At 71.3% G+C, this 12,135-nt stretch carries 10 protein-coding genes and 2 pseudogenes; 8 read left to right on the top strand and 4 right to left on the bottom strand.

Features of this window, described 5'->3' with window-relative positions:
- From ACFFCA_RS05875 to ACFFCA_RS05840, 8 genes and pseudogenes are all read left to right on the top strand, one after another.
- Positions 1-265 (top strand): annotated as a pseudogene (locus ACFFCA_RS05875) (hypothetical protein); the annotation flags it as partial.
- 150 nt (positions 266-415) lie between these two features.
- Positions 416-1,651 (top strand): sensor histidine kinase, encoded by a 1,236-nt coding sequence (locus ACFFCA_RS05870; RefSeq protein WP_375482745.1) that lies wholly within the window; start codon positions 416-418, stop codon positions 1,649-1,651.
- Positions 1,648-2,277 carry a response regulator gene (locus ACFFCA_RS05865; protein WP_375482743.1) on the top strand — a complete coding sequence of 210 codons (630 nt, stop codon included), beginning with the start codon at positions 1,648-1,650 and terminating at the stop codon, positions 2,275-2,277. Before ACFFCA_RS05870 ends, ACFFCA_RS05865 begins: the two co-directional genes overlap by 4 nt.
- Positions 2,278-2,330: 53 nt before the next feature.
- Positions 2,331-3,335: a type I glyceraldehyde-3-phosphate dehydrogenase gene (gene gap, locus ACFFCA_RS05860; protein WP_375482741.1), complete on the top strand. Its 1,005-nt coding sequence runs from the start codon at positions 2,331-2,333 to the stop codon at positions 3,333-3,335.
- An 8-nt stretch (positions 3,336-3,343) separates the two neighbouring features.
- Entirely contained in the window at positions 3,344-4,570 is a 1,227-nt protein-coding gene (locus ACFFCA_RS05855; protein ID WP_375482739.1) for a phosphoglycerate kinase, read from the top strand.
- 1 nt (position 4,571) lies between these two features.
- Entirely contained in the window at positions 4,572-5,402 is an 831-nt protein-coding gene (tpiA, locus tag ACFFCA_RS05850; RefSeq protein ID WP_375482737.1) for a triose-phosphate isomerase, read from the top strand.
- Positions 5,403-5,476: 74 nt separating this feature from the next.
- Positions 5,477-5,710 (top strand): preprotein translocase subunit SecG, encoded by a 234-nt coding sequence (secG, locus tag ACFFCA_RS05845; RefSeq protein ID WP_375482735.1) that lies wholly within the window; start codon positions 5,477-5,479, stop codon positions 5,708-5,710.
- Between the two features lie 71 nt (positions 5,711-5,781).
- Positions 5,782-6,123, top strand: coding sequence for an RNA polymerase-binding protein RbpA (locus ACFFCA_RS05840; RefSeq protein WP_375482924.1), 342 nt, complete (start codon positions 5,782-5,784; stop codon positions 6,121-6,123).
- A 146-nt stretch (positions 6,124-6,269) separates the two neighbouring features.
- On the opposite strand, the gene ACFFCA_RS05835 is transcribed toward ACFFCA_RS05840, so the two are convergent.
- The 4 genes and pseudogenes from ACFFCA_RS05835 to ACFFCA_RS05820 all read right to left on the bottom strand — a co-directional run.
- Positions 6,270-9,656, bottom strand: a complete 3,387-nt coding sequence (locus tag ACFFCA_RS05835) for a protease inhibitor I9 family protein (protein WP_375482733.1) — start codon at positions 9,654-9,656, stop codon at positions 6,270-6,272.
- A 161-nt stretch (positions 9,657-9,817) separates the two neighbouring features.
- Entirely contained in the window at positions 9,818-10,618 is an 801-nt protein-coding gene (gene pgl / locus ACFFCA_RS05830) for a 6-phosphogluconolactonase (protein WP_375482731.1), read from the bottom strand.
- A 126-nt stretch (positions 10,619-10,744) separates the two neighbouring features.
- A complete protein-coding gene (locus tag ACFFCA_RS05825) occupies positions 10,745-11,752 on the bottom strand; it encodes a glucose-6-phosphate dehydrogenase assembly protein OpcA (RefSeq protein WP_375482729.1) in 1,008 nt (335 codons plus the stop codon).
- Positions 11,752-12,135: pseudogene (locus ACFFCA_RS05820) on the bottom strand (glucose-6-phosphate dehydrogenase); the annotation flags it as partial. The pseudogene ACFFCA_RS05820 and the gene ACFFCA_RS05825, both read right to left, overlap by 1 nt.

The raw sequence follows: 12,135 nt of genomic DNA, 5'->3' as shown, positions 1-12,135 counted from the left end.
CACCGAACCGGGTGACGACCGCGGCCGGCACACCGAACCGGGTGACGACCGCGGCCGGCACGGTGGCTCGCGGTCGACCTCGGTGACCATCCGCAGCGCCACGGTCACCCGGGCTCCGAGCTCGGTCCACAACAAGCCCGGTGACGATCGTGGCACCCACACCGAGCCCGGTGACGATCGCGGCACCCACACCGAGCCCGGCGACGACCACGGCGGACACGGCGGCGACGACGCGACCCACGGGCACCACGGCAAGGACGGCTGACCGCCCGCCATGTCCACCCCCTTCGCGACCGGCACGGCGGGCCCTGTGCCCGCGGCTGCGCCGGCGCGACCTCCGTGGGTCGTCCTGACGGGCGGCCGCGGAGGCCCCGGGACCGCGGACGTCCCGCGCCTGCGCAGAGTCCTGCTGCAGATGGCCGCCGCGACGCTCGTGGTCCTGGTCGGGGTGGGCCTGGTCGGCGCGCTGATCAGCCGGCGCTCGGCCGAGAACGAGTCCGTGCACCAGGCCGCGGAGCTGACGAACGTCCTGGCCGACAGCGTGGTGCAACCGGCCCTCACCGACGCGATGGCCACCAGCACGTCGGCAGCTGCAGCCCTGGACGGGCTGGTCCGCCGCCGCGTGCTGTCGGCCGATCTCCTGCGCGTCAAGATCTGGTCACCGGCCGGACGCATCCTCTACTCCGACGAGCCGCGGCTCGTCGGCCGCACGTTCGACCTCGACGCCGGCGCGCGGCGCTCGCTGTCCGACCCGCAGGTGCGCGCCGACGTCACGGACCTCGACGAGCCCGAGAACCGCTTCGAGCGCGGCCACGGTCGGCTCCTGGAGGTGCATCGGCCGGTGTGGACGCCCAGCGGCCGCCCGGTGTTGTTCGAGGCGTACTACCGCTACGCCAGGGTCAGCGACCGAGCCGCACAGTTGTGGCGCGGTTTTGCCGGCATCACGGTGAGCAGCATCGTCGCGGTGGTCGTCCTGCTCGTCCCCCTGGCCTGGACGCTGGTGGCGCGAACCCGGCGAGCGCAACGCCAGCGTGAGGACAGTCTCCGCCGGGCCGTCGACGCCTCGGTGGACGAGCGTCGGCGCATCGCCGCGGGTCTGCACGACGGGGTCGTGCAGGACCTGGTCGCCGCCTCGCTGACGGTGTCCGGTACGGCCGCGGCGAGTCGCGAGCCGGCGGACGCCGCCCGTCTGCACGACGCCGCGGCCGCGGTGCGGTCGAGCATCGCCGGCATGCGTTCGCTGCTCGTCGAGCTCTACCCGCCCAATCTGCACGACGCCGGGCTGGAGCGCGCGTTGCGTGACCTCGCCGTCGGCCTGCCCGTCGACGTCGAGTTCGACCTCGACCCGGCTGCCGTCGCCGCACTGGACGCACGTTCCGTCCAGGCCGCGTTCCGCTTGGCGCAGGAGGCGTTGCGCAACGCGGCCGCGCACTCGGGTGCGCCGGCCGCGCGCGTCTCGCTGCGCCGGGACCGGAGCGGCGTCGTCCTGACCGTCACCGACGACGGAGTGGGGTTCGATCCGAGCAACCGACCGGACGGGCACTTCGGGCTCAGCCTCGTCGCCGACGCCGCGCGGGACGCGGACGCCGTGCTCTCGCTCAGTACGGCACCGGGTCGCGGGACGGCGTGGCGGATGGAGATCACCACGTGATCCGCGTGCTGCTGGTCGACGACCACCCGATGGTCCGCGCCGGTCTCGTGAGCCTGCTCGGTGGCGCCCCGGACGTCGAGGTCGTCGCCGAGGCCAAGGACGGGCCCGGCGCCTTGGCGGTCGACGTCGAGGTCGATGTCGTGCTCATGGACCTCTCGATGCCGGGCATGGACGGGGTGCAGGCCACCAGGTCGCTGTCCGAGCGCGCGGGCGGACCGCGGGTCGTCGTGCTCACCTCGTTCGGGGAGCGGGCCCGGGTGCGCGCCGCGATGGCTGCCGGCGCGGTGGGCTACGTCCTCAAGGACTGCGAACCCGACGAGCTGCTGGCCGCGGTGCGCTCGGCCGCCGCCGGGCACTCGCCGCTGGACCCCCGCGTCGCGGGCGCCTTGCTCCCCGAACGCGGCGGCGCACCGGATCCGGGGTTGAGTGCGCGAGAGACCGAGGTGCTGCGCCTGGCGGCGACCGGCATGCCCAACAAGCAGATCGCGCGCCACCTCGGGATCGCCGAACGCACCGTGAAGGTCCATCTCGGCAACGTGTTCCGTCGCATCGGTGTCGGCGACCGGACGTCGGCCGCGTTGTGGGCTCGAGAGCACCTGCCGGTGACGCCGGACACAGGCCGGTAGCGCACCCGATAGGCTCGTGGGGAAGACCGCAGACCTTCCCGAGGAGCAACGCAGTGACCGTTCGTGTCGGCATCAACGGATTCGGCCGCATCGGCCGCAACTTCTTCCGCGCCGTGGCCGCGTCCGGGGCCGACGTCGAGATCGTCGGCGTCAACGACCTCACCGACAACGCCACGCTCGCCCACCTGCTCAAATACGACTCGATCCTGGGTCGCTTCCCCGGCGAGGTGAGCTCCACCGAGGACGAGATCAGCGTCGACGGGAAAGCCTTCAAGGCGTTCGCCCTGCGCGACCCCAAGGAACTGCCCTGGGGTGACATCGGCGCCGACGTCGTCATCGAGTCCACCGGCATCTTCACCGACGCCACGAAGGCCAAGGTGCACGTCGAGGGCGGCGCCAAGAAGGTCATCATCTCGGCGCCGGCGAGCAACGAGGACGTCACCATCGTCATGGGCGTCAACGACGGCGACTACGACGCGGCGAAGCACACCGTCATCTCGAACGCCAGCTGCACCACGAACTGCCTGGGCCCGCTGGCCAAGGTGCTCAACGACGCGTGGGGCATCGAGCGCGGATTGATGACCACCATCCACGCCTACACCCAGGACCAGAACCTGCAGGACGGCCCGCACAAGGACCTGCGCCGGGCCCGGGCCGCCGCCCTGAACATCGTGCCGACCAGCACCGGCGCCGCGAAGGCGATCGGGCTCGTCCTGCCCGAGCTGAAGGGCAAGCTCGACGGCTACGCGCTCCGGGTGCCGATCCCGACCGGCTCGGCCACCGACCTCACGGTGACGCTGGGCGCCGAGGCGACCGTCGACCAGATCAAGGACGCCTACCGCGCGGCCGCCGACGGCCCGCTCAAGGGCTACCTCAGCTACACCGACGCGCCGATCGTCAGCAGCGACATCGTCACGGACCCGGCGTCGTGCATCTTCGACGCGGGGCTCACCAAGGTGATCGGCAACCAGGTGAAGGTCGTCGGCTGGTACGACAACGAGTGGGGTTACTCCAACCGGCTCGTCGACCTGACCGCGCTCGTCGGCGCCTCCCTCTGACCGCGGGGATGCGCACGCTCGACGACCTGCTCAAGGTCGGCGTCGCCGGCCGCCGCGTGCTCGTGCGCTCGGATCTCAACGTGCCGTTGGGGTCCGGCCAGCACGGCGCCGCGGTCGTGGCCGACGACGGCCGCATCCGGGCCTCCCTGCCGGTGCTGGAGAAGCTGCTCGACCACGGCGCCCGCGTCATCGTCACCGCGCACCTCGGCCGGCCGCAGGGTGCGCCCGACCCGGAGTTCTCGCTGTCGCCGGTCGCCGACCGGCTCGCCCAGCTGCTGGGCCGCCCGGTCGAGTTCGCACTCGACACCGTCGGCGAGAGCGCGCGGTTGCTGGCCGACGGCCTCGGCGACGGTCAGCTGCTGCTGCTGGAGAACGTCCGCTTCAACGCGGGCGAGACCAGCAAGGACGACGCCGAGCGCCTCGAGTTCGCCCGCGCGCTCGCCGAGCTGACCGGCGGCGAGGACGGCGGCGGCGCCTTCGTCGAGGACGCCTTCGGCGCGGTGCACCGCAAGCACGCCTCGGTGTACGACGTCGCGACGTTGCTGCCGCACTACTGCGGCGACCTGGTGCGCGACGAGCTCGCCGTGCTCGGCCGGCTCACCGGCGACCCGGCCCGTCCGTACGTGGTCGTGCTGGGTGGGTCGAAGGTCAGCGACAAGCTGGCCGTCATCGAGTCGCTGCTGCCGAAGGTCGACACGCTGCTGGTCGGCGGCGGCATGTGCTTCACGTTTCTGGCCGCGCAGGGTCACGGGGTCGGTGACTCCCTGCTCGAGCGCGACCAGATCGATACCTGCCGGCGGCTGCTCGAGGAGTCCGGCGACAAGATCGTGCTGCCCGTCGACGTCGTGGTGGCCGACGACATCGCCGACGACGCCGCCAGCGAGATCGTGGCCGCCGACGCCATCCCGGGTGGCGGCAAGGGCCTCGACATCGGCCCCGCCTCGGTCGCGGCGTTCGCCGCCGCCCTGGACGGTGCGCAGACCGTGTTCTGGAACGGCCCGATGGGCGTGTTCGAGGTGGCTCCGTTCGCGGCCGGCACCAAGGGTGTCGCCGAGGCCGTTGCCGCCACACCCGGCCTGTCCGTCGTCGGCGGCGGCGACTCGGCGGCCGCCGTACGGGCCCTGCACCTCGACGAGAACGCGTTCGGCCACATCTCGACCGGTGGCGGTGCGTCGCTGGAGTACCTCGAGGGCAAGGACCTGCCGGGTGTCACCGTTCTGGACGAAGCGAACTGACGTGCCGAAGGCCGACCGCCGCGCCGGCGGTGCCGCCCGTCCGCCCGGGCGGCTGCCGCTGATCGCCGGCAACTGGAAGATGAACTACAACCACCTCGAGGCCATCGCCCTGGTGCAGAAGCTCATCTTCAGCCTGACCGAGGAGCAGACCACCCGCGTCGAGGTCGCCGTCCTCCCGCCGTTTGTCGACCTGCGCAGCGTGCAGACCCTCATCGACGGCGACCAGGTACCGATCCGGTTCGGCGCCCAGGACCTCTCGCCGCACGACTCCGGCGCCTACACCGGCGACGTCGGCGGCCCGATGCTGGCCAAGCTCGGGTGCACCTACGTGGTCGTCGGGCACTCGGAGCGTCGTGAACACCACGGCGAGGACGACGCCACCGTGAACAGCAAGGTCGTCGCGGCCTACCGCAACGCCGTCGTCCCGATCCTGTGCGTCGGGGAGAGCCTCGAGGTGCGGCAGGCCGACGACCACGTGCAGCACGTCACCGCCCAGCTGCGGGCCGCGCTGGACGGCGTCACCGCCGACCAGGCCGAGACCCTGGTCGTCGCCTACGAACCGATCTGGGCGATCGGGACGGGTGAGGTGGCCACTCCCGACGACGCGCAGGAGGTCTGCGCCGCCCTGCGGGCCACCCTCGGGGAGCTCTACTCGCCGGAGTTGGCGGACGCGGTCCGGGTGCTCTACGGCGGGTCGGTCAAGGCCGGGAACGCCGCCGAGCTGCTGGGCCGTCCGGACGTCGACGGTGCCCTGGTCGGGGGAGCCAGCCTCGACGCCGACGAGTTCGCCCGCATCTGCATCGTCGCGGGGGAACCGGCCCCGACCACCTGACCGACCGGCCAGGTAACCTAGGTGCGCGGTTCTCGCCGGACCGCGGCCCGTACCCGCACATCGAAGGTTGCGACATGATCCTGACGCTGTCCATCGTGCTCACCATCGCGAGCCTGATGCTCATCGTGCTCGTGCTGCTGCACCGCGGAAAGGGCGGCGGGCTGTCCTCGATGCTCGGCGGGTCCTTCTACTCCAGCCTGTCCGGGTCCTCGGTCGTCGAGCGCAACCTGGACCGCCTCACCATCATCGCCGGCGCGGTGTGGGCCATCTGCATCGTCGGCCTCGGCCTGCTGTACAAGAACGCCTGACCCGCAACACCTGACCTGCGCCCCGGCTGCGGGCGCCTGAACTGTTCGACCGATGTGGAGGGGTGACGTACGTGGCAGGTGGTAGCGCGATCCGGGGCAGCCGAGTGGGCGCCGGGCCGATGGGCGAGAACGAGCGTGGCGAGTCCGCACCCCGTCAACTGGTGTCTTTCTTCTGTGCCAACGGCCACGAGGTACGCCCGGCCTTCGCGGTCGACGCCGCGTTGCCCGACACCTGGGACTGCCCGCGGTGCGGGTACCCGGCCGGCCGTCAGTCCGACGCTCCGCCGTCGGCGCCGCGCAACGAGCCCTACAAGACCCACCTCGCCTACGTGAAGGAGCGGCGCAGCGACGAGGACGGCGCCGCGATCCTCGAGGAGGCGCTGGGCCGGCTCCGCGCCCGTCGCGGCGAGTAGTACCGATCGACCACGCGAAAGGGCCCGTCCGGATCACTCCGGACGGGCCCTTTCGCGTTCTGTGATGTGTCGCCCTCCCCGAGTTGTCCGCGCCTCGACGCCGTCGGGCGAGGCGAAGCGCGGACAACTCGGGGAGGGTTGAGGTGTTACTTGCCCACGGTGTAGCTGTAGGGCAGCGAGGCGAGCACGTCGCCGGTGGTGTTGAAGCTCGGGAAGGCGAAGCTCGGCGGGGTGTACACATTCAGCACCCCGCTGACCTTCGTGCCGACCTTCGCGTTCGGCGTGATCGTCACCGTGATCGACTTGGTCTCACCCGGATTGATCGTCACCGCGCTGCCGATGTCGGCCGTCGGGTCGGTGACCACGTCGTAGAAGTCACCGGTCGAGGAGGTCACCGCGCGGTCGAAGCCCAGCGTGCGTGCGCTGAGGTCGATGTGCGTGGTGCCGGCGGGTGCGCCCTCGGGTCCGAACGCGCCCACCTGGTCGGCGAGCAGGTACCAGAGGCCGGTGGACACCGGGCCGGCCGACGGGGTGTCGGTGACGGTGGAGATGGTGTCCCCGTTCTGGCCGTCCTTGAGGTCACCGACGAGGTCGATGCCCTGCGTGCCCGGCGTCATCTCGATCAACGCCGGGTAGGAGGACGCCGAGGTGCCGGTGAGCGCCAGCGTGTTCGGTGGCACCAGGAAGTCCGCCTCCGACGGGCCGGGCAGGGTCAGGTTCTGCGAACCGAACGGTGAGGTCAGCGGAATGTTCTGGACCTTGTTCGTCCGCGGGTCGACCTGCACGTTCATCGCAGCGATGCCGTTGTTCGTAACGGTGAGCGTGCCGGTGGTCGCCTTGCCCCTGGCCAGGGTGGTGCTGGGCGAGGTGGGAACCCCGGCGGAGAAGACGTTGATCTTGTCGAAGGCGATGGTGCCGGTGAAGTTCTCGGTCAGCGCCGCCCCCGGAACCGGGTTGACGATCAGGATCACCACCCGCCACCGTCCGGCGATGGGGTTGACGGCCGTCATCTGCAGCGCCTGGCTCTGCGCCGAGATGGTGTCGGTCGTCGGGTCGACGACGCGGTTGCCGTCGACCGCCGCCACCTCGCCGCTCGGGGACACGAGCACGCCCTCGAGCAGGTAGCGCTTGTCGGTGGCCAGCTTGATGCCGACGTTGACGTTCTTCCTGCCCTTGGCGACGTCGAAGGCGTACGTGAACGTCCCGGCCGGGGCGCCCGCACGGGCGTTGCCACCGGTGATCGTGCCGGTGAAGCTGCCCGAACCGGACTTCGTCGCGACGACGGCCCGCTCCACGACGGCCACGGCGGTGGTGTGCCCGCCGGAGCTGGCGATCGTGATGGCCTGGGAGTTGTCACCGCTGGAGGCCGGCAGGGTCAGGCCCACCTTGACGTTCTTGGTCTGGCCCGGCTTGAGCGTGGTGACGGCCGGGCTGACGGTGCCCACTGCGGTGGCCCGCTGGGCGGTGGCCCGGAAGGTGACCGGACCGCTGTAGCCGGAAGCGCCGGCCACGGTGTACAGCACCGCCGTCCACTTTCCGGCTGCCGGAGCCCGAACGTCGAGGTTGGCGTAGTTCGCCGACACCGCGCCGCCCTGCGGGCGGCTGTTCGCGACGTAGGCGCCCGACGGGTCGATGAGGGTCACGCGCACCACCGGGGTGACGCTGGTGGTGCCGACGGTGCGAGCAGCGCCCTGCCAGATCATGTTCCCGGCCAACCGGTCGGTACCGGCCGGAACCGTGAAATTGATCTTCTTGTAGACCCACGGCGCACCGGTGGTCGGGTACGGGAACGTCTGCGTGCTGTTGGCGTCCAGGGTCGTGCTCTCGGTGTCCGTGCCGACGGTGGTGAAGTCACGGGTGCTGGTGGCGACCGTGACCTTCTTGGTGCCGGCGTTCGTCACGCCGACCTTCACGGTCTTGTGCGACCCGGGAGCCCCGGACACGTCGACCTGGGAGGTCGAGGTCAGCACGTTCGAGCCGACGCCGGCCGGGGCGGCCTCCTTGGCCTTGTAGGTCAGCGCGGCCTCGACCGCGGCGCGGGAGTCGAGCAGACCGGCGCCCTGCTCGTAGGGCGGCAGGCCGAGGTCGGTCGCCGTGCTGGTGAGGAACCGCTTGACCAGGGCCGGTGACGGGCTGTTGCCCCGGTGGGTGGAGCGGTAGGCCTGAATGACCAGGGCCGCAGCGCCCGCGGTCAGCGGTGCCGACTGGCTGGTGCCACCGAACAGCTGCACGTCGGAGTTGGTGCCGTTGTAGTTCGCGCACTCACCGGAGGTGGTGTTCTTGTCGCAGAGTGCCCAGCCGGACTCACCCGGTGCGGTGATGTCCACCGTTCCGCCGGCCTGGGTGAACCCACCCGAGGACAGCGAGCTGATCTCGTCGTTGATCCACTTTCCGTTCGAGAAGGTGCGCGCGCCGGCGTAGCCGGTCTGGGCGTAACCGCGGTTGTTGGTGCTCGCCGCGACCGAGATGACTTTCGGGTCGGTGGCGGGGCTGCCGATCGTGCCGGTGGTGCCCGCATCGCCGCTGGAAGCCGTCACGGTGGTCCCGGCGTCGACGGCCATGTCGTTGAACGCCTGGATGGCGTTCTTGGCCGACGTGTCCGGCGTGCCGTTGCCTCCGAAGGACTCGTTGAGCACGTCGACGTGCGCGACGCTGACCGCGTAGTCGATGGCCTGGATGATGGACGAGGTGTAGAAGTCCGTCTTCAGCGCCACGATGCTGGCACCGGGCGCCATGCCGAGCACGCGGATGTTGCAGCCCTTGGGCAGCGCGTAGTTGGAGTTGACGAACTGCGAGAGGTCGTAGCTGACCCGGCCCTGCGCGGCGATGGAGGACGCGTCGCCGAAGGCCTCGGCGCCACCGTCGTTCGGCGTCGGGCCGTCGGCCGAGAACGCCTTGTAGTCGGTGATCACATGGGTGCCGTCGGCCCGGATGAGGTCGGGGATGTCCGGGTTGATGGCGTCGGCGATGTAGGCGACCTTGGTGCCGGCGCCGTTCGCGAGCTGCTGGGCGGTCTTGGCGTTCGGGTCGTCCGAGGCGGTGTGGGTGTCGGACAGGGCCTCGGGCTCGAGGATCGGCTTGGCCGGGTCGGTCGGGCAGGCGCCGGCCGGGGGAGCGGCGACCGCGTGCGGCTTGGCGCCGCTGTTCACGACCTTCGGCTGGGCGGCCGGGACACTGATCTTGGTGTCCGGCAGCACCGCGGCGACGGCGGGGTTGCTCGCGAGCTGGGCGGCCTGGGTCGGGTCGACCTTGAGCGACACCGCGTTGAGCGACGTGTAGTGGTGCACCTTGGCCTTCGTGCCCCGCACCGAACCCAGCACGGCGTTCTGGTCTTTGGTGACCTTGGCTCGGCGGCTGTTCACGTGCGTGCGGTTGGCCGGCAGCGACGTCACCTGGTCACGGAGGACCACGATGACGGACTTGGTGGCTGCCGAACTCCCGGTGCTGGGAGTCGGTGCGGCGGTGGCCGGGGCGGCGAGGGCGACCCCGGCGGCGGTGCCGACTGCGGCGGCACCGGCGGTGAGACTGATCAAGAGGCGACGGCGTTGTGCTTGTGGCACGCAGGCTCCCAGAGTGGGGGGTCGGGACTACGACGGGCGGTTTGCCCGTGTTCCTGCACTCTGGCCTGAGAGTCCGCTGTCACACAAGGAGGAAGTGCGTACTAATTTGGGGGAATTCGGCAATTGACCGGAAATCAGCCGGTGCGGTCCCGCAGTCGCGATGCTGCGGCGCGGTCGATCAACCACAGCGTGCGCTCGGTGCCGCGTGCCCCGGCGGCCGGCACCTCCTCGCGCGGTGCGCCGCCGAGCGCCCGGGCCACCGCGTCGGCCTTGCCGTCGCCGGAGGCCACGACCCAGATCTCGCGAGCGGCGTCGAGGGCGGGGAAGGTCAGCGACAGCCGGTTCGGCGGCGGCTTGGGGGACTCGCGTACGCCGATGACGGAGGCGTCGGACACCCGGGTGCCGGGATGGCCCGGGAACAGCGACGCGCAGTGGCCGTCCGGGCCCAGCCCGAGCAGGACGACATCGAAGGCGGGGACGTCGGTGTCGGCAGCGGTGTCCGAGTCCGAGTCGTCGGCGTCGGACTTCGCGACCGCGGCCGCGAGCTCACCGGCGTAGGAGGCCGCAGCCGCGTCGAGGTCGTCACCGAACCCCGCGTCCGACGCGGGCATGGGGTGCAGATGGTCCGCGGACACCCGGAGGTGGTCGAACGCCTTGGCCCTGGCCGGTCGGTCGTTGCGGTCGTCGTCGCCCGACGGGACGTAGCGCTCGTCACCCCACCAGACGTGCACGCGGGACCAGTCGATCGGGGCGCGCTCGGTGGCGGTGACCAGGCCGGCGAGGACGGCCTCCAGGATCGATCCGCCGGTGACGACCAGATGCGCCTCGGAACGCTCGTCGAGGGCGAGGCCGAGAGCGCTGACCGCGCGTTCCGCGGTGCGCTCGGCGAGCTGGTCGGCGTCGTCGTGCAGCACCACCTCGGGTTCGGAGCTCATGCCCTCACTCCGTTCGGGCACGCGGAGACGCCATGCCTCTGGTTCGCTCCGCAAGCGTCGCTCATGCCCTCACTCCGTTCGGGCATGCGGAGACGCCATGCCTCTGGCTCGCTCCGCAAGCCTCGCTCATGCTTTCTCCGCCTTCTTCGTTCGTGTCGACCGGTCGACGACCTCGCCGGTGGCCGGGTCGTACCAGATGTGCTTGCGGTGCGGGCTGCGCTGCTCGATGCCCTCGACGCCGGTGACCGTCGCCAGCGCCTCGGCGTAGATGGCGTCGTGGTCGAGCCGCTTGAGCTCCTCGGCCAGCAACTCGCCGAGGGGGCGCTCACCGAAGGGCATGAAGGAGTCCTGCTGACCCTCGCGGCGCAGCACCAGGTTGGTGCCCTCGACGGTGGCGCGGGTCGTGCGGTCGTCGTCGAAGAAGACGTCGACGCCACGCACCGGCTCGTCGTCGACACCGTCGATGTCGACGTCCAGGTGCAGGCGAGCGGTCAGCCAACCCGCGAGCAGCCGGGCCGAGGGCTCGTTGACGCCGCCGTGCACGACGACGCCGGTCGGTGCGGCGGTCGCCCCGTCGAAGGCGGAGGCGAGCGCGGCGCGCCACGGGGTCAGGCGCGTCCAGGCGAGGTCGGTGTCGCCGGGGGCGAAGTCCTCGGCGCGTCGCTGCAGGGCCGCGTTCGGGTCGGACGAGCGCAACACGTCGGTGATGCGGCGCTCGGCGAAGACGCCGAGCGGGTCGTAGGCGATCTTCTCCGGCGCCTCGCCGTACCACCAGGTGACGACGGGCGCGTCGGGCGCGAGCAGCGGCAGGGTCACCGACTCGGCGTGCAGCGCGAGGCGGCCGTACATCCGCAGCACCACCGACTCACCGGGCCCGAGCCGGCCGCCCATCGTGACCTCGGCGTCGAGGCGGGGGACCGGGGCGTCGATGTGGCGGCGGATGACCATCAGCATGCGCATCGGATGCCGACTCGCGGCGAGCGAGGCGGCTTCCTCGGCGGCCTCGACGTCCTTGTGGTCGACGACGATGACCAGGGTCAGCGCGATGCCGCTCGTGACCGCCCCGCCGGTGCGGCGCTCGGCGGCCAGCGCCTTGACCACGGCGGTTCCCGTGGTGTCCCACAACGTCGTCATCAGGGCCTTCTCCACTGCCGGCCGTCGCTGGCCAGCATCTCGTCGGACTCCTTGGGCCCCCACTCGCCCGCGCGGTACAGGTAGGGCTCCTGACCCTGCCAAAAGCTCTCCAACGGGTCGATGACGCGCCACGACGCCTCGACCTCCTCGCTGCGCGGGAACAGGGTCGCGTCGCCGATCAGGACGTCGAGGATGAGCCGTTCGTAGGCCTCGGGCGAGGACTCGGTGAACGCCTCGCCGTAGAGGAAGTCCATGGCGACGTCGCGGACCTCCATCGCGCTGCCCGGCACCTTGGACCCGAACTTCAGCGTGACGCCCTCGTCGGGCTGCACCCGGATGACGAGCTGGTTGTGCCCGAGCTCCTGGGTGTCGGTCTTGCTGAA

The sequence above is a fragment of the uncultured Jatrophihabitans sp. genome (assembly GCF_964252635.1).
In the GTDB taxonomy this organism is placed as follows: domain Bacteria; phylum Actinomycetota; class Actinomycetes; order Mycobacteriales; family Jatrophihabitantaceae; genus Jatrophihabitans.
This window is presented reverse-complemented; position numbering and strand designations above follow the sequence as displayed.